The sequence below is a fragment of the Pseudomonas sp. S3_A09 genome (genome assembly GCF_054668065.1).
On the sequence record NZ_CP162752.1, the window covers coordinates 892,218 to 909,680 of the forward strand.

General features: G+C 60.0%; 19 protein-coding genes. 6 read left to right on the top strand and 13 right to left on the bottom strand.

From position 1 onward, the window contains the following. Positions 1 to 123: 123 nt before the first annotated feature. On the bottom strand, positions 124 to 1,017 hold the full coding sequence (gene ptrR, locus AB4N92_RS04225) for a putrescine utilization regulator PtrR (RefSeq protein WP_010208641.1): 894 nt from the start codon (positions 1,015 to 1,017) through the stop codon (positions 124 to 126). A gap of 103 nt (positions 1,018 to 1,120) precedes the next feature. Here ptrR and AB4N92_RS04230 point away from each other — a divergent pair, with 103 nt between their 5' ends. After that, positions 1,121 to 2,329, top strand: a complete 1,209-nt coding sequence (locus AB4N92_RS04230) for an MFS transporter (protein ID WP_460129330.1) — start codon at positions 1,121 to 1,123, stop codon at positions 2,327 to 2,329. On the opposite strand, the gene AB4N92_RS04235 is transcribed toward AB4N92_RS04230, so the two are convergent. From AB4N92_RS04235 to AB4N92_RS04245, 3 genes are all read right to left on the bottom strand, one after another. After that, complete coding sequence (locus AB4N92_RS04235; RefSeq protein ID WP_010208638.1) at positions 2,241 to 3,683, bottom strand: NCS1 family nucleobase:cation symporter-1; 1,443 nt, start codon at positions 3,681 to 3,683, stop codon at positions 2,241 to 2,243. The two genes, AB4N92_RS04230 and AB4N92_RS04235, sit on opposite strands and share 89 nt — an antisense overlap. Positions 3,684 to 3,881: 198 nt before the next feature. Beyond that, positions 3,882 to 4,280, bottom strand: coding sequence for a DUF2177 family protein (locus AB4N92_RS04240; protein ID WP_010208636.1), 399 nt, complete (start codon positions 4,278 to 4,280; stop codon positions 3,882 to 3,884). A 128-nt stretch (positions 4,281 to 4,408) separates the two neighbouring features. Beyond that, positions 4,409 to 5,245 (bottom strand): CvfB family protein, encoded by an 837-nt coding sequence (locus AB4N92_RS04245; protein WP_010208634.1) that lies wholly within the window; start codon positions 5,243 to 5,245, stop codon positions 4,409 to 4,411. Between the two features lie 322 nt (positions 5,246 to 5,567). On the opposite strand from AB4N92_RS04245, the gene AB4N92_RS04250 reads away from it, so the two are divergent. The 3 genes from AB4N92_RS04250 to AB4N92_RS04260 all read left to right on the top strand — a co-directional run bounded on the left by AB4N92_RS04250 (position 5,568) and on the right by AB4N92_RS04260 (position 7,609). After that, complete coding sequence (locus AB4N92_RS04250) at positions 5,568 to 5,747, top strand: hypothetical protein (RefSeq protein ID WP_003193095.1); 180 nt, start codon at positions 5,568 to 5,570, stop codon at positions 5,745 to 5,747. A 207-nt stretch (positions 5,748 to 5,954) separates the two neighbouring features. Next, positions 5,955 to 6,677: a TorF family putative porin gene (locus tag AB4N92_RS04255; RefSeq protein ID WP_042571885.1), complete on the top strand. Its 723-nt coding sequence runs from the start codon at positions 5,955 to 5,957 to the stop codon at positions 6,675 to 6,677. A 65-nt stretch (positions 6,678 to 6,742) separates the two neighbouring features. Beyond that, complete coding sequence (locus AB4N92_RS04260; protein WP_042571886.1) at positions 6,743 to 7,609, top strand: DUF6279 family lipoprotein; 867 nt, start codon at positions 6,743 to 6,745, stop codon at positions 7,607 to 7,609. Here the strand turns inward: AB4N92_RS04260 and copD are convergent. The 5 genes from copD to AB4N92_RS04285 all read right to left on the bottom strand — a co-directional run bounded on the left by copD (position 7,606) and on the right by AB4N92_RS04285 (position 11,943). After that, complete coding sequence (gene copD / locus AB4N92_RS04265; RefSeq protein WP_069673218.1) at positions 7,606 to 8,460, bottom strand: copper homeostasis membrane protein CopD; 855 nt, start codon at positions 8,458 to 8,460, stop codon at positions 7,606 to 7,608. The genes AB4N92_RS04260 and copD overlap by 4 nt on opposite strands. After that, complete coding sequence (gene copC, locus AB4N92_RS04270; protein ID WP_010208629.1) at positions 8,457 to 8,843, bottom strand: copper homeostasis periplasmic binding protein CopC; 387 nt, start codon at positions 8,841 to 8,843, stop codon at positions 8,457 to 8,459. Before copC ends, copD begins: the two co-directional genes overlap by 4 nt. A gap of 50 nt (positions 8,844 to 8,893) precedes the next feature. Continuing rightward, a complete protein-coding gene (locus AB4N92_RS04275; protein ID WP_045791762.1) occupies positions 8,894 to 9,709 on the bottom strand; it encodes a copper resistance protein B in 816 nt (271 codons plus the stop codon). Between the two features lie 10 nt (positions 9,710 to 9,719). Beyond that, entirely contained in the window at positions 9,720 to 11,426 is a 1,707-nt protein-coding gene (locus AB4N92_RS04280) for a copper resistance system multicopper oxidase (protein WP_460129338.1), read from the bottom strand. Between the two features lie 127 nt (positions 11,427 to 11,553). Then, positions 11,554 to 11,943, bottom strand: coding sequence for a hypothetical protein (locus tag AB4N92_RS04285; protein ID WP_010208626.1), 390 nt, complete (start codon positions 11,941 to 11,943; stop codon positions 11,554 to 11,556). A gap of 153 nt (positions 11,944 to 12,096) precedes the next feature. On the opposite strand from AB4N92_RS04285, the gene AB4N92_RS04290 reads away from it, so the two are divergent. After that, positions 12,097 to 12,372: a hypothetical protein gene (locus tag AB4N92_RS04290; RefSeq protein WP_010208625.1), complete on the top strand. Its 276-nt coding sequence runs from the start codon at positions 12,097 to 12,099 to the stop codon at positions 12,370 to 12,372. A 50-nt stretch (positions 12,373 to 12,422) separates the two neighbouring features. Here AB4N92_RS04290 and AB4N92_RS04295 read toward each other — a convergent pair whose 3' ends face one another. After that, positions 12,423 to 13,769: a DEAD/DEAH box helicase gene (locus AB4N92_RS04295; protein WP_010208624.1), complete on the bottom strand. Its 1,347-nt coding sequence runs from the start codon at positions 13,767 to 13,769 to the stop codon at positions 12,423 to 12,425. A gap of 193 nt (positions 13,770 to 13,962) precedes the next feature. Here AB4N92_RS04295 and AB4N92_RS04300 point away from each other — a divergent pair, with 193 nt between their 5' ends. Beyond that, positions 13,963 to 15,261 carry a mechanosensitive ion channel family protein gene (locus tag AB4N92_RS04300; RefSeq protein WP_021490884.1) on the top strand — a complete coding sequence of 433 codons (1,299 nt, stop codon included), beginning with the start codon at positions 13,963 to 13,965 and terminating at the stop codon, positions 15,259 to 15,261. Between the two features lie 31 nt (positions 15,262 to 15,292). Here AB4N92_RS04300 and AB4N92_RS04305 read toward each other — a convergent pair whose 3' ends face one another. The 3 genes from AB4N92_RS04305 to AB4N92_RS04315 all read right to left on the bottom strand — a co-directional run bounded on the left by AB4N92_RS04305 (position 15,293) and on the right by AB4N92_RS04315 (position 17,416). Next, positions 15,293 to 16,159, bottom strand: a complete 867-nt coding sequence (locus tag AB4N92_RS04305) for a carboxylate/amino acid/amine transporter (protein ID WP_010208622.1) — start codon at positions 16,157 to 16,159, stop codon at positions 15,293 to 15,295. Positions 16,160 to 16,362: 203 nt separating this feature from the next. Then, the gene (locus AB4N92_RS04310; protein ID WP_010208620.1) at positions 16,363 to 16,962 is read right to left on the bottom strand and encodes an FMN-dependent NADH-azoreductase; all 600 of its coding nucleotides are present in this window, start codon (positions 16,960 to 16,962) and stop codon (positions 16,363 to 16,365) included. A 139-nt stretch (positions 16,963 to 17,101) separates the two neighbouring features. After that, the gene (locus tag AB4N92_RS04315) at positions 17,102 to 17,416 is read right to left on the bottom strand and encodes a hypothetical protein (protein ID WP_029529072.1); all 315 of its coding nucleotides are present in this window, start codon (positions 17,414 to 17,416) and stop codon (positions 17,102 to 17,104) included. Positions 17,417 to 17,463: the final 47 nt, after the last annotated feature.

The following is a 17,463-nucleotide window of genomic DNA, read 5'->3' on the forward strand; positions in this document are numbered from 1 at the left end:
AATGCTGGTAGGCGCAAGTTCTTTCGCCTTTTCCTACACTGATAGTAGCCCTAAGTCCTACGTAATGCTTGAACGAAACCACAACGAACTATTACCGAATTCATCAAAATCCTGACGGATCGCTCAAGCAATGGCGCGCGTGTCTTGCAGGACCCCAGTCTTGCCGGCTTGCTGCAGGTCGATCCATGCATTGAGGTTAGCGCCGAGCATACCCTTTCGCCACATCAGCCAGGTGGTCGCAGTGGCAAAAGGCCCTTTCAGCGGATGAACGGACACGCTGTCCTTGCCTGGCAGGCTCTCAAGCATGGATTCGGACATCAACGCCACTCCGGACCCGGCGATCACGCACGCCAGCATGCCTTGATACGACTCGATCTCAATCGCCCGGCCCATGGCCACGCGCTCATGGGAAAACCAGGTTTCCAGACGGGTGCGATAGGCGCAACTGCGACGGAACGTGAAGACAGATCGTCCCGCCACATCCTGCGGACCCTGTACCGGCGGATGGTCGGCCTCGCAGATCAGCACCAGGCGCTCTTCACACAAGGCAACACCGTCCAGGGAAGCGATCGTGATGGGGCCATCCACAAATGCCGCATCCAGGCGGCCGGTAATCAGGCCTTCGAGCAATTCACCGCTGGGCGCCGATTGCACCTGAAGGTTCACCATCGGATAAGCCTTGTGGTAGCGCGCCAGCAGCTTCGGCAAATGCACCGCCGCGGTGCTGTACATGCTGCCTAAAACAAAATCGCCGGCCGGTTGGCCACCTTGCACCGCGCCGTGGGCTTCGTCGTGCAGGGCCAGCAGTCGAGTGCTGTAGTCCAGCAACACCTTGCCGGCAGGAGAAAGCTGCAAGCGCTGACGCTCACGCACAAACAACTCTACGCCGAGCTGCTCCTCCATTTGCTTGAGCCGCGTCGACAGGTTCGATGGCACCCGATGCAAGCGGTCCGCCGCGCGCGTAATGGAGCCCTCTTCCGCCACCGCCTGAAAAATGCGCAATTGACTGAACTCCATACCTTTCTCCAAAACTGAACAAGTTACTCACTATTATTCATTTTTGCAGAAAGTCAATCCGCTTTAGCCTGAGGGTATTCCTTTACCCGCAGGAACACCGACCATGTCTCCTTTAGTCCGCTTACTCGCCAGCTTTGTCGCCCTGATGATGGCGATGGGCATTGGCCGCTTTGCCCTCACCCCACAAATGCCCCATCTGCTCAGTGAAGGGCAGATCGACCTGACCGGCGCCGGCCTGATCGCCGCCGCCAACTACCTGGGCTACTTCGTCGGCGCAGTGGATTCGATCTTTGCGCGCAGCCATCATCATGTGCGCGGACGTCTCTATGGCGGGTTGTGGTTGTGTGTACTGCTGACCCTGGCGTCGTATGGGGCCCACGGGTTCTGGCCGCATCTGTTGTTGCGCTTTGGCACCGGTGTCGCGAGTGCCTGGGCCCTGGTAATGATCACCAGCCTGAGCCAACCGCTGGCGATTGCCGCCGGGCGTCCGCGCCTGGGCGCCTTGGTCTTCGCCGGGCCGGGACTGGGGATTTTGTTGACCGGCTTGCTGGCACTCGGCTCCAACCTGATGGGGCAAAACTCCGCCACGTTGTGGCTGGTGTATGGCGGGGTGGCGCTGGTGATGTTGCTGGCCATCCTGCCCTTCCTGCCCAAGCCCTCCGCCACCGGCACGCCCGTGGCCGGCCACGTCGACACAGGCCGCAATGCCAGCATCGCGCATTTGTGCTGGATCTATGTGTTGTATGGCCTTGGCTACATCATTCCAGCGACATTCCTGTCGCAGATGGCCAGCGCGCAGTTCAAGGGCGCCTGGCAAGCCGACCTGTTCTGGCCATGCTTTGGCCTGGCCGCCGCGATCGGCGTGGTGGTGGCGACCCTGCGCCGCAAGGATCCAGACACCACTCGCCGCTGGCTGATGACCACATTGTGGCTGCAAGCGGCCGGGGTATTCGCCTGTTTGCTCGGCAACGGCTGGGGCCTGGCGCTGGGGGTGTTGCTATGCGGCGGGCCGTTCCTGGCCTGTATGCAATTGGTGATGGCACGCCTGCGGGACGTCGCGCCCCACGGCTACCAGCGCAACACCGGGATGCTGACCGCCAGTTTCGCCATCGGCCAATTGAGTGGCACGTTGCTGGCCTCGGTCAGCAGCCACCTGAGTGGTGGGCTGCAACCGGCACTGGTGGTCGCCGGTGCCGGTTTGCTGGTGGCGGGCTCGATATTGATCAGCCGGCAACCAGCGGCGCAGGCACACGCACCTGTTCACGACGCGTCAACACCAGGAAAAATAGCCCACCCAGGAAGCAGCCGGTAAACCAGGCGAAGTTGGCCATGCCCTGCAGCGCTGGCGTGAATGTGATCGCGACGCCCACCAGCGTCGCGGGCACCAGCGCCTTGACTGCCGTCCAGTTCACCCCGCCATCGAAGTAATAACGCCCGCTCGGGCTGTCATCAAACAGCGCATCCACGTCAATCTTCTGTTTTTTGATCAGGTAGAAATCCACCAGCAGGATGCCGAACAGTGGTCCGATGAAGGCCGCGAGAATATCCAGGGTGTAATGGATCATCAGCGGGTTATTGAACAGGTTCCACGGCGTGATGAAAATCGACGCCACGGCGGCGATCATCCCGCCCGCGCGCCAACTGATCTTGCTCGGCGCGACGTTGGCGAAGTCAAACGCCGGGGACACGAAATTGGCGACGATATTGATACCGATGGTTGCGGTGACAAAGGCAAAGGCCCCCAGCAACACCGCCATGCTGTTATCAATCCGCGAAACCGTAGCGATCGGGTCATGCAGCATTTCGCCAAACACCGGCAAGGTGCCCGAGACGATCACCACGGTCACCAGCGAAAAAGCCAGGAAATTCACCGGCAGCCCCCAGAAGTTGCCGCGTCGCACGTCTTGCATACTGCGGCAGTAGCGGCTGAAGTCGCCAAAGTTCAGGGTCGGCCCGGAGAAGTATGACACCACCAACGCCGTCGCCACGATCACTTGGCCGAATGCCTGCCAGCCCGACAGGGATTTCTCTGCCAGCGTGAAGCTGATGTTCGACCAGCCCGCCTTCCACACGATCCAACCCGCCAGGGCGAACATCACCGCGTAGACCACCGGCCCGGCCCAATCGATAAAACGGCGGATGGATTCCATGCCGGCCCAGAATACCGCCGCTTGCAGCAACCACAGACTGAGGAAACCAAACCAGCCAAGGTAGGACAAACCTGCGAAATGCGGCTCTGCATACACCGCCATCTGTGGGAAGAAACGCAGCACCACGATGATCAAGGCGCTCGACGCCAGGTACGTCTGAATCCCGTACCAGGCCACGGCGATCAAGCCGCGTATCACCGCAGGAATGTTCGCACCAAATACACCAAACGACAGGCGACAGATCACGGGATAAGGCACAGCGGCTTGCTGACTCGGCTTGGCCACCAAGTTGGCGATCAACTGCACGATGCAGATACCAGCGAGCAAGGCGATCAGCACCTGCCAACTGGCCAGGCCCAGGGCGAACAGGCTGGCCGCAAACACATAACCGCCGACGCTGTGCACGTCACTCATCCAGAAGGCGAAGATGTTGTACCAGTTCCACTTTTGCGGCAGCGGGCCCAGGTCCTGGTTGTATAGGCGCGGGCTGTAGCCTTTGGGCAATTGTTCGGTCATCGCTGGGCTCCTCGAAATACCGGCCTGCGCTTCCGTTGCAGGGTGCATACGGGAGGCGGCATGGTTTGTATACGAGACAGTCAGCAGAATGCGTGCCAATTGAACCCAATCCCTCTGGAACGGCGTCCCAAAGGGGCTGATACAGGCTTAGCGATGGGTAACGCGCTCAGCAACGGTGCACAGAAATCCTGTACACAATCAGCGCTGCACTCGATGTGCACACAGATAACCCGCCGTGCAGCAAGCTGCGGTCAGGAAGGTGCCCCACGCCATGTCCATCACCGCCAACTGCGCAGACCACCCTTGCAGCGTGGCCCAATTGCTCAGGTCATAGGTGCCGTAGGCGACCAGGCCCAGCAAGGCGCCCAGGCGTGCGGCGCGTTGCCAGCTTGCGCTGGGCAAGACCACAAACACGACACAACCGAGCACATAGAGGAGATAGAAGAGTGTTGCGGGCAACAGGCGAGGCTGATCCAGCATCAGCGGCCCCAGCAGGGACTTATAGGTGGGGCCCATGAGGACACCTAGCCAGAGGCCGTCCAGGATCAGGAACGCGAGCAACGTGCCGAGGTAAGCGAACAGCATTTTTTTCGACATGGGTGCAGCCCTTTGTAGGAGCGAGCTTGCTCGCGAAAATATTCCTGGCGCATCACGGTGTCGGATGTACCTTTTTCGCGAGCAAGGACCAGGGGTCCCCCTCGCTCCTACAGAAGAACGAAACGGGGTCAGCTTAGTTCAATGCGATCCGCGTGAATCACGATCTGGCCCTGCTTGTACAACGCACCAATGGCCTTCTTGAAGTTGCCCTTGCTCACGCCGAACAAGTTGCTGATCACTGCCGGATCACTCTTGTCGCTGACCGGCAGGCTGCCGTTGTTTTCACGCAACTTGGCAAGGATCTTCGAGTTGAGACTGGAGGCCGCTTCCTGGCCGACCGGTTGCAGGCTCAGGCTGATGTTGCCATCGGCACGGATCTCTTTGATAAAGCCCTTTTCTTCTTTACCTGGGCGCAGGAACTTGAACACTTCGTTCTTGTGAATCAGGCCCCAGTGCTTGTTGTTGATGATCGCCTTGAAGCCCATATCAGTGGCTTCGGCCACCAGCAGGTCGACTTCCTGACCCACCTGATAGTTAGCCGGCGTCTTGTCCAAGTAACGGTCCAGCCGTGCGGTGGCGGTGATGCGCTTGGTGTGTTTGTCGAGGTAGACGTGCACCACGCAGTATTCACCGGCGCTCAACTGGCGTTTTTCTTCCGAATACGGCAGCAGCAGGTCCTTGGGCAAACCCCAGTCGAGGAACACGCCAATACTGTTGACTTCCACCACTTTCAAACTGGCGAACTCACCCACTTGAACTTTGGGTTTTTCAGTCGTGGCGATAAGTTTGTCATCGCTGTCCAGATAAATGAAAACGTTAAGCCAGTCTTCATCTTCACTGGGAATATCTTTGGGGATATACCGATTAGGCAAGAGGATTTCGCCATCTTGCGCACCGTCCAGGTACAAACCAAAGTTAGTATGTTTAACCACTTGCAAGCTGTTGTAGCGCCCGACCAAAGCCATTTTCAATACCCTCATTACGTGGGCGGCATTCTACCCGACTTGCGCCCGCCACGCGCGCGTGCCCGAAAAATCGCGGGCTGACGTGGCATTGCAGTGGCATCGCCCCGCTCGTCCGATCAATCAGCCAATTTTTCCCAGCCGGCCACGCACCGACAGATCCATGGTTTCGAGTTAAAACAGTAAGTTAGGGGTTTATTTCAAAGATGAACTTCGGCTATTTCCCACGGCCCCTGTTATTCCTGAGGGATATTTACCAAGCAATTGTCAAGTATTTCCTGTACGATGCCTGGCCAAGTTAATTTTCTACAGGTTAGTGGCCGCCATGCGCGTAAAAGCATCCAACAGCAAAGCAAAGCCAGCTCCCGCCGTTGAAACCAGCGAATCGATCAACAGCCAGATTGCTGCATTTCTCAAGTCCGGCGGCGAAATCCAGCAGATTGCCAAGGGCGTGAGCGGCCAGACTTTCGGCCCATCCAAGCAGATCAGCCTGGGTAAGAAGTAATACTGCGCAACACACCTGGTCCCTAAGCGTCTTGCCTTCAAGGCGCTAGGACTAGAGCCCGAAATGCTCCCTGCACTCTCTTCGTAACCGCACCAATCGACGAACGGGCCTCACCGCCACGCATTCGCCGGTATGCTTGCACACGTCTAGCACGGGCATCTGCCCGATTTTCTCCGTCACTGCTCCTCGCTTTTCATGGAGTGAAGCATGTTCAAATCCTGCATATTCCTGGTCGGCGCCCTGGTGGCCAGCCCTCTCGCCGAAGCGCAGATCTTTCAGCGTGAATTGGGTGATTTCGACTTGAAACTGGGCACCACACCCAGCCGCAGCATGGCCCAAGGACTCGTCAAGCCGACGTCTCCCGGCAGCGATTCGTTCCATGGTGGGCTGGACCTGAGCCACGACAGCGGCTTGTACTTCGGGCAGTTTTCCCCAAACATGGGCCTGTCCTCGTCCAGCAACCTCGAAGTCGATTCCTACATGGGCTTCAAGCACCCCTTCGACCAAACCCTGGGCTACGAAGTGGGCCTGATCCACTACAGCTACCCCAAGCTCAGCCCCCTCGACAGCCAGGAGTTCTACGGCGGCCTGAATCTATTGGGCAACCGCTTCGGTGCGTCCTTCAGTAACGATCCGGACCGCCAGGACAGCACTCTGTTTGCCGACCTCGGCGGCACCCAACCGTTCGGCATCGGCGTCAGCATGAAATACACCACTCATCAATTGGGCACCCCGGTTTCGGTCGATGGGGGCTCCATTCATACCTTCAGCGACTGGTCGGTGCAATTCTCCCGGCAGTGGATGGGCGTGGACTTGAACCTGATCTACAGCGATTCCAGCCTCAGCGGCGGAGATTGCTCGGCCTATTCCGGACACAATTCGCAATGCGATGGCCTGTTGACGCTGAAGGCCGCGCGGTCGTTTTATTGATGGGCTGAACTGTCGCACCCGGCGCGGGTTCACATGTGATAACCCACTCTGCGAAGGACCCGCCCATGCTGCGTCGGCTCAAATTACTGGTGGTATTACTGACCCTGAGCCTGGTGCTCGCCGGTTGCAATCGCGTGGGCCTCGCCTATCGTAACCTGGACGTGATAATTCCCTGGACCCTCAACGACTACCTGGACATGAATGCCGGGCAGAAGAGCTGGTTCAACGACACACTCAAGGAACACCTGGCCTGGCACTGCACCACGCAATTGCCAGGCTATCTGGACTGGCTGGATCGCCTGCAACGGATGGCCGACGACAATCAGGTCACCGACGCCGCGCTACAAGCCCGTACCACCGAAGCCAAACTGGCCATCGACGAAGTCGCCCGTGAGATCACGCCGTCGGCCATCGAACTGCTCCAAGGCCTGGACGATCAGCAGGTCCAGGAAATGAGCGCGGCCCTGGCCAAGGACTTGCGCAAGCGCCAGGACGAATACCTCAAGCCGCCCCTGGCCCAGCAGATCAAGGAGCGCGCCGAGCGCATGAACAAGCGCCTGGACGCCTGGATCGGCCCGCTCAGCGCCAGCCAGCAGAACCGTGTGACGGCCTGGTCCATCGCACTGGGCGAGCAGAACCAGGAATGGATCGGCAACCGCGCCCGCTGGCAGGCGCAATTTATCGATGCCGTGCAACAGCGCAAAAACGCCGATTTCCCGCAGAAAATGCAGCAGTTGCTGGTGGACCGCGAAAGCCTTTGGACCCCGCAATACCGCACCGCCTATGCTCAGACGGAAGCCGCGGCCCGCAGCCTGATTGTCGACGTGATGGCCGAAAGCACCGTGCAACAACGACAGAAGCTCACCCAGAAAATCGACAAGGTGCGCAGCGATTTCCAGGCGCTTAAGTGCCTGAAGAGCGTGCAGCCCTAGCGGGGAGCCAAGGTCCCCAGCCAGGCTACCAGCCCCAGGATCAAAACCGCCGCCCCAAACTCCAGGGTGATGCTGCGACGCAAGGCTTGACGTGCCGCTCGGTGGTCACCCGCCGCGAGGGAGCGCTGAAGCAGGGGCGTCAAGTGCGAGCGATTGAGCGCCGCCAGCCCCAACATCAAGCCGAAAGCCCCCAACTTCAAGCACAACAGGATTGCGTAGACACCGCCGGTGATGCCATCCAGGTTCGGCCCGACCACAAACAGATAATTCGCCACGCCCGTACCCATCAGTACCGCAACGAAGACCACACCAACACGCTCGAAGCCCGTCAATGCGTGTGCCAACACCGGCACCGCCTGCTCAGACGCACTCGCTAGCATCAGCCCGAACGCCGCCAATGCCCCGACCCAGCCCGCCGCAGCGAGCAGATGCGCACTGTCGCTTAGCAAATGCCACCCCCCCAACGAGCCCTCATGCATCACGCCATGCCCAGCCCACGCCAGCGTCACCAACGCGACACCGCCGAACAAAGTGGCCAATCGGGTACTGAGCACAACCAGCACCAGCGCCGCAATGCGCGACCACCAAGTCCAGCCCAGCTCGGTCTGCCAGAGCATCATCTGCAGGTGCATCCACAGTGTTGGCCAATCCTCGGCGCCACTCATGGCCTGGGTCATGGACAGCAGCGACGCCAACGACAGCAGCACCCCCAGCCCCACCAACCTCCGCAGCAACGGCTTCAGATTCAGCAACCTGCTGTCTGCATACAGGCCAAACAGCCCCAGGCCAAACACCAGCATCAAGTCCAGATACAGCGCGAAACGCAGTAACACCGCGACCAGTTCACTCATGGCTGGACGCTGAACACCACGTTGCCAAGGATCGGGTGCGTGTCGGACGATACGGCGCGCCAATCAACCCGATAGGTCCCGGTCGTCAGTGTGGAGGCCGGTTTGATCAACATCACCTTAGGATCGCTACTGGCCGCGACACTGGCCTTTACCGGCATCGGAGAATGGGGCATGCCGGGCATATCGGTCATGATCAGCTTGGCGCCGGAGAACTGCGTCAACAGGTTTTCTGAGAAACGCAATTCAATCACTGCCGGTGCCGCGCCCTGGGCACCGGAGTCTGGCGTGGACGACAACAACTTCGGATGGGCCGAGGCCCCCAGGCTGATGATCACACCGGCCGACAGCACAACGCCCGCCAGGGCGGTTTTAAACATCGACATGCAAGGCTCCAGGCCGCTCATGGCGGCGAGTTATAGGAAAAATAAAAACGTCAGAACCACAAGCGCATACCCACGACCCAGCGCACCTGGTTCGTGTCTTCGCCGTCATCTCGGGCGTATTGCGCGGTTTGGCCGTAGCTGCGATGCCATGTCACGCCCACATACGGCGCAAATTCGCGGCGTACTTCGTAACGCAGTCTCAGGCCTAACTCACTGTCCGACAGGCCCGAACCGACGCCGCGCTGCGGATCATTGCGTCCATACAAGTTGAGTTCGGCGGTGGGCTGCAGGATCAGCCGATTAGTCAGCAGGAAGTCGTAATCGCCCTCCAACCGCGCAGCGGTACGCCCAGACTCACCGACAAATACCGTGGCTTCGGCTTCAAAGTTGTAAAGAGCCATGCCCTGGGCGCCGAACGCCGCCCAGGTCTGGCCGTCCCCTGGTTTGAAGTCCTGGCGCACGCCGCCGACCACGTCCCACCAGGGACTGATGGCATGCCCCCACAACGCCTGGGCTTCGGCGCTTTCGGTGCGACCGGCACTGCGCTCGCCTTCACTGCGTAGCCATAGGCGATCGATATCACCACCGACCCACCCCTTAATATCCCAGTTCAGCGCGCCGTCGCCCTCGCCGCCCTGCCATTCCAACTGGTTGATCAGCAGCAGCGAGTTGATGCCATGGTCGTGGACACGGTGCCCACCGGGCGCGTTGTAGACCGCAGCACGATCAGCGTCAGTCAACACGGGAATCGGTGTGCGACTTTCGGTGAGCGCCGGTGTCGCTGGGCTCATGCCTTGGAACTCGTCGGCCTGCGCCAGCGGAGCAAACGCCAGCGCAAGCAAAACAGGTGAAATTCGACGGCTCATGCTTGCGTCCTCATTCATGCACGCGCACCTCACGGAACATGCCCATTTCCATGTGGTACAGCAGATGGCAGTGGTAGGCCCAACGCCCCAGCGCGTCGGCAGTCACTCGGTAGCTGCGCCGTGAGCCCGGGGGCATATCGATGGTGTGCTTGCGCACCTGGAACTGGCCGTTTTCATCTTCCAGATCACTCCACAGACCGTGCAAGTGAATGGGGTGACTCATCATCGTGTCGTTAACCAGCACCAGCCTGACCCGCTCTCCATAGGCCAGTTGCAACGGCTCGGCATCGGAGAACTTCACGCCATTGAAGGACCAGGCGAATTTCTCCATATGACCGGTGAGATGCAGTTCAATCGTGCGACTGGGATCGCGCCCGTCAGGGTCCTCAAAGGTGCTGCGCAGGTCGGCATAAGTCAGGACGCGCCGGCCGTTGTTGCGCAGGCCGATGCCGGGGTCGTCGAGCTTGGGCACCGGGCTCATGGCCTGCATATCCACCAGCGGGTTGTCTTGCTCGCTGGCAGGGTGGGCCTGCATCGACATGGCACTGTGATCCATGCCCGCCATATCCGGCATGTCCGCCATGGCACCGTGGTCCATGCCGCCCATGCCCATGTCGTCCATGGTGATCCAGGGTCGCGGATCCAGTGCCGGTACGGGGGCCGTCGCCCCGGTTTGTCTGGCAAGCGTGCCGCGGGCATAACCACTGCGGTCCATTGACTGGGCGAACAGCGTGTAGGCCTCGGCCGTCGGCTCGACTAATACATCGAAGGTCTCCGCCACGGCGATACGGAACTCGTCGACACCCACCGGCTGCACGGGCTGGCCATCGGCGGCTATCACGGTCATCTTCAGCCCCGGAATGCGCACATCGAAGTAGCTCATTGCCGAGCCGTTGATAAAGCGCAAACGGATTGTCTCGCCCGCCTGAAACACACCCGTCCAGTTGCGCTCCGGCGGCTGGCCGTTAAGCAGGTAGGTGTAGGTCTCGCCGCTGACATCGGCCAGGTCCGTGGGGTTCATCTTCATCTGCGCCCACATCAGGCAATCGGCAATCGTGGCCGACCAGCCTTGCTTGCCCACATCCCGCACGAAGTCGCCCATGGTGGGCTTGTGCAGGTTGTAGTAGTCGGACTGTTTCTTAAGGGTTTTCATCAAGGCGACAGGGTCTTCGTCGGTCCAGTCCGACAGCATCACCACGTAGTCGCGCTGGTAGGTGAAGGGCTCGGGCTCTCTCGGGTCGATCACCAGTGGGCCATACACGCCCTGCTGTTCCTGGAACCCGGAATGGCTGTGGTACCAGTAAGTGCCGTGCTGCTTGACCGTGAATTGGTAGACAAACACGCCCCCCGGCTCGATACCCTTGAAGCTCAAGCCCGGTACGCCGTCCATATTCGACGGCAGGAGAATGCCGTGCCAGTGGATCGACGTCGGTTCGGCCAAGCGGTTTTTCACGCGCAAGGTCACGGTGTCACCTTCGCGCCAGCGCAGCAGCGGGCCGGGCAGGCTGCCGTTGATCGTCAGCGCAGTGCGGTGGCGGCCGGTGAGGTTGACGGGGGTTTGGTCGATGAACAGATCAAACTCGGTGCCTGCCAGCACCGTGGGTTCGCCCGGACTGGTCACGGCCCAGACCGGGCTGCGCCAAAGGCCGAGCCCGCCCAGCAAGCCACCGGCAGCCAGGCCTTTGACGAAGGTACGTCGGGTAGTGTTGGAGTGCATGCCGATTCAATTCCATGAGTTGAATGGCAGCAGAGTAGGCAGGGCTGGCTGTCAGCCAGCTTAGCGACAGATTACCGATCTGACAGTTTCGCCCCGACGTTGCGACTGTGCCGAGGCGTGACGTCGATCAGGCGATCTGAGCCTTGGAAGCCACCTCGGCAAAGGTCGCCGGGTCCAGCGCATCGGGCTGCTCATCCAGCACTTGGCGCGGGTGGTCATTGCCAGGGATCGAACTGTCGATCAGCGCCAGCAACTGCGCGCCCAGCGGGGTCAGGATGAAATTCTCGCCATTGCCGCCCTCGTCTTCAGGGCGCGACTCGATAAAACCGCGCTTGAACAGCAGCGCTTCATAATCCGCAGCCGTCTTCTTGAGCGCGTCCAGATTGCCGGTGGACTCGCCCGCCGTGGCCTTCTCGGCCGCTTCCTGCTCGGCGTATTTGCGCGGGGCGAAACTGCCTTCGCCGTTCTGCACTTCGTGCAGCAGACGTTCGATCAGATCCCAGTTGTAAGTCGTCATCCTGATTTCTCCTGCGGGCGGATGGAAGGTAGCCCGTTAAAGGTGTGACCCGCCGCATCACTGGCCGTTCAGCCCAGGAGACGAGCGTCATTCCCGTGAACTTTCCGGGTATCGGCGACCTCCACTGAATATCCCTGCCAAGGAGGTCCACCCATGAAAACCCTGATGAACCTGACGCTCGCGGCCACATTGTTGGCCGCCCTGCCCGCCTGGGCCTGTACGCCGGACGAGGCCACGGCCAAGCGCGAGCAACTGGCCCAGGAAGTGGCCAAGCTGACCGAGCAGAACCCGACCAAGGCCAAGGAAATGAACGATGAACTGCAGAAGATGGACCTGGACACTGAAAGTGCGGAGTTCCCGGACAAGTGCCAGTTGATCGACGCTCGTCTGAAGGAACTCAAGGAAGCAGCGGCCAAGGCCAAAAACTGAAGGCATAAAAAAACCGGACAATTGTCCGGTTTTTTCACATCACTCAAGCCTTATTCGGCAGCCGGGGCTTCCGGCTTGCGGCGCTTGAGAGGCGCCATGCCGTCCTTGCTGACGAGCGACAGGTTGTCGGTCTTCGGCCGGTTGGCGATCTTGCGCTTGGTCGGCGACTTGGCGCCGGTTTTCTTCTTGTCACCCTTGGCGTCGGTCTTTTTCTTCTTCACGCCCACGGCCTTGCCCGACGCCTTGACCTTCTTCGGCCCGGTGTAGGTGCCTTTGACTTCCTTGATGGTGCGGCGCTCGAACGACTGCTTGAGGTAGCGCTCGATGCTCGACATCAGGTTCCAGTCGCCGTGGCAGATCAGCGAGATGGCCAGGCCATCGTTGCCGGCACGCCCGGTACGGCCGATACGGTGTACGTATTCGTCGCCGCTGCGGGGCATGTCGAAGTTGATCACCAGGTCCAGGCCGTCGACGTCCAGGCCGCGGGCGGCCACGTCGGTGGCTACCAGGATCTTCACGCCGCCAGCCTTGAGGCGGTCAATGGCCAGTTTGCGGTCCTTCTGGTCTTTCTCGCCGTGCAGCACGAATGCCTTGTATTCCTGGGCCACCAGGCGGCCGTAGATGCGGTCGGCGGCGGCGCGGGTGTTGGTGAACACGATGGCTTTCTGATAGGTCTCATTGGCCAGCAGCCAGTTGAGGATCTGCTCTTTGTGCACATTGTGATCGGCGGTGACGATCTGCTGGCGCGTGGTGGCGTTCAGGTCGCTGACGTTGTTGACCTGCAGGTGCTCAGGGTTGTTCAGCACCTTGGCGACCATCTCACGCAGGGTCGAACCGCCGGTGGTGGCGGAGAACAGCATGGTCTGCTGGCGATTGACGCACTCGCTCACCAGACGCTGGACGTCGTCGGCAAAACCCATGTCGAGCATGCGGTCGGCTTCGTCCAGCACCAGCACTTCGACTTCCTTGAGGTCGAGGTTGCCGGCGTTGAGTTGCTCGATCATGCGGCCCGGGGTGCCAATCAGGATGTCCGGCACCTTGCGCAGCATGGCGGCCTGGACCTTGAAGTCTTCACCGCCGGTGATGATGCCGGACTTGATGAAGGTGAACTGCGAGAAGCGCTCGACTTCCTTCAGGGTCTGCTGGGCCAGCTCGCGGGTCGGCAGCAGGATCAGGGTCTTGATGCTCACGCGAACCTTGGCCGGGCCGATCAGGCGGTTCAGCACAGGCAGGACGAAAGCGGCGGTCTTGCCGCTACCGGTTTGAGCTGTCACCCGCAGGTCACGCCCTTCGAGCGCGAGCGGGATGGCCGCTGCTTGCACAGGCGTAGGCTCGACAAATTTAAGCTCGGCCACGGCTTTGAGCAGGCGTTCGTGCAGGGCGAATTGGGAAAACACGGGTGCTACCTCGAAGAAATACAAAAAATCAGCTGCATAGGTTACCGGTTTCGGGCGTCCAAACCGAGTTTCTTTACGCGAACAGTGCTAATCAGCCGCTTTTTTGTCAGGGCATTTGTCCATGTCATCAACTTTGTTGCACTTAAATGCTCTAATCGCCCCGTGTTGTCTTATAGAAGAATCGGTTTCACCCATGGATATCAAACAGCTCTGGCTCAACGTCCAAGACCTCTGGGGCGCCCTCGACGAACACCCGCTGCTGCATGCCAGCCTCGGCTTGCTGGTGTTGCTGGTAGTGGCCCTGTTGCTCGGACGAGTGGCACGTTACCTCATCCTCCACGCCGTCAAACTGCTCGGCCGGCAACCGGCGCTGCACTGGCTCAACGACCTGCGGCACAACAAGGTCTTCCATCGCCTGGCACAGATGACGCCGTCCTTGGTGATCCAGTTTGGCCTGTACCTGGTGCCCGACCTGAGCAAGACCGCCATCCTGTTCATCGGCAACGTGGCCCTGGCAATCACCATCCTGTTCCTGGTGCTGGCCACCAGCGCCCTGCTCAATGCCCTGCTGGATATCTACGCTCGCACCGAACACGCGCGCACCCGCTCGATCAAGGGCTACGTGCAGTTGGCGAAGATGGTGCTGTTCGTGTTTGGCGCGATCATCATCGTTGCCACCCTGATCGATCGCTCGCCACTGTTGCTGCTGTCGGGCCTTGGTGCCATGTCGGCGGTGATCCTGTTGGTGTACAAGGACACGCTGTTGTCGTTTGTCGCCAGCGTGCAACTGACCAGCAACGACATGCTGCGGGTCGGCGACTGGATCGAAATGCCCCAGGTCGGCGCCGATGGCGACGTGGTAGACATCACCCTGCACACGGTCAAGGTGCAGAACTTCGATAAGACCATCGTCTCCATCCCCACCTGGCGCCTGATGTCCGAGTCGTTCAAGAACTGGCGTGGCATGCAGGCTTCCGGCGGACGACGGATCAAACGCAGCCTGTTCATCGACGCCAGTGGCGTGCGCTTTTTGCGCGACGACGAAGAGCTGCGCATGACCCAGGTGCACCTGCTGACTGACTACATCGGGCGCAAGCAGGCCGAGCTCAAGGCCTGGAACGAAGCCCAGGGCCACAGCGCGCAACTGTCGGCCAACCGCCGGCGCATGACCAACCTCGGCACCTTCCGCGCCTACGCCCTGGCGTACTTGAAGAGCCACCCGGACATCCAGCCGAACATGACCTGCATGGTGCGCCAGATGCAAACCACCGCCCAAGGCGTGCCGCTGGAGATCTACTGCTTTACCCGCACCACGGCGTGGGCGGATTACGAGCGTATCCAGGGGGATATTTTTGACTATCTGCTGGCGGTATTGCCGGAGTTTGGCTTGAGCCTGTATCAGCAGCCGAGTGGGAATGATTTGCGTGCGGGGGTGTTGCCGGCGGTGTTGGGGGCCAGTCATTTGCCGGCCATCGAACAGCATTCAAGTTAACAGTGCTTACCGGCTTGCTCCTGCAAGGGCGTCAGCGTGGCGCTGGCGCCTTGCGTACACCCAACCGACTCATCCACACCGCCGCCAAAATCACCAACCCGCCCAAGGCCAACCGCCCTAGCGGTTCGTGCTGGTTCCAGATCAGCAAGTTGAGCAGCAAGCCCACCGGTACATGTAAGTTGTTCATAACCGCCAGGGTGCCGCCCTGCACCAGGCAGGCGCCCTTGTTCCACCAGTACATGCCCAGCGCAGTACTGACCAACCCAAGGAACACCAGCACGCCCCATTGCAGCGGCGCATCGGGCAGGAAGTTGGCCTTGCCGAACAGCAGGAACGCCGGCAGTACCACCAACAAAGCACCCAGGTAGAAGTAGCCAAAGCGCCGGTAATGCGGCAGATCGCTCGGATAGCGCGCCACCAAGTGCTTGTACATCACCTGCCCGGCGGCGTAGGTGAAGTTGGCCAATTGCAGCAGCAGGAAGCCGCCGAGAAAGTGCGGGGTGATCTGGTCGAAGCGGATCACCGCTGCGCCCGCCACTGCCACCAACGCGGCGATCAGTGCCCAAGGGTTAAAGCGACGGTTGAGGGCGTCTTCGATCAGGGTCACGTGCAACGGCGTGAGGATGGTGAACAGCAGCACCTCCGGCACCGTGAGCACGCGAAAGCTCAGGTACAGGCACACGTAGGTCACCCCGAACTGCAGCGCGCCAATCACCAGCATGCCACGCATGAAGGCCGGCTCCACCGAGCGCCAGCGGGTCAGCGGGATGAAGATCAACCCAGCCAGCACCACGCGCACCAGCACGGCGAAGTAGCTGTCGACGTGACCGGCGAGGTATTCGCCGATCAAGCTGAAGGAAAATGCCTGAATCAGGGTGACAACCAGTAAGTAGCCCATGCGCGCCTCGTTTCGAATGGGCGGGACATTAAAGGTTTTCGGCGGTTGAAGAAACTCGGGGCAAAAAAAACCCGACCTCGCTAAAGCGGCAGTCGGGCAGGAGCACTCAGGAGCAGAAAGTGCAAAGGGAGGTCTGTTACGCGTACTTGAAGGGTTTGCGTGGCACTAGATAACCATCGCGGGATTATCTGACGATTAACGGATCAGGCGACCTGGGCCAGCAGCGCTTTGGCGTGGTTGATGCCCTTCTCCTGGAAGTCACCACTGAGGTTCACCCCTTCGGCGTGGATGAAGGTGACGTCGTGAATCCCGATAAAGGCCATGACCTGGCGCAGGTAAGGTTCCTGGTGATCAGAGCTGGCACCGGTATGGATGCCGCCGCGCGCCGTGAGCACGATGGCACGTTTGCCGGTCAGCAGACCCTGTGGCCCGGTGGCGGTGTATTTGAAGGTCACACCTGCGCGCAGCACGTGATCCAGCCAGGCTTTAAGGGTGCTGGGGATGGCGAAGTTGTACATCGGTGCGGCCATCACCAGAACGTCGGCGGCCAGCAGTTCGCGGGTCAACTCATCGGAGCGGTCCAGGGACGCCTGCTCGCTGTCGTTGCGTTGATCCGCGGGCTTCATCCAGCCGCCGAGCAGGTTGGCGTCCAAGTGTGGGACCGGGTTGAGGGCCACGTCACGCACAGTGATCTGATCAGCCGGATGGGCGGCCTGCCATTGGCTGATGAATTGCTGGGTCAGTTGGCGGGAAATCGAATCCTGCTGGCGGGCGCTGCTTTCGATGATCAGAACATTGGACATGGCGTTGTAGGCTCCATCAGAAGTTGCTGTAAGGCGATGGAGTGAAGATTAAACATAGCCAATTCGATTAAAAAGCGCAAAAAACTGCTATAACCCATCTATAAATTTGTTTATAAGCGGAGCATGCTCCGCTGCTCGGTTACTTCTGCGCACACGACAGGGCGATCCGCATCTTAATGATGGCGCGGTTGAACTTGACCGTGGTGTTGGTGCTTTTGCCTGCCGGCACCGTGACCGTACGGCGACGCGGCGATTCCGGGCCGTTGGTGAAGATTACCGAGCAAACCGCGTCTTGCTTGCCGTAGTTATTGAGTTGAATCGAACTGATATCGCCGTCCACGTCGGAGGCGGTGTAATCGATGCTGACGCCGTCGATCTTTTTGGTCACGTCGATGGGGTAGGCAAATGCGCTCAGCGGCAGCAGTGCTAGCAACACACAACAGAATTTTCTCATTCGGCAGTCTCCAATAAGGACTGTCAGCTTAGGACAAGAGGAACCCA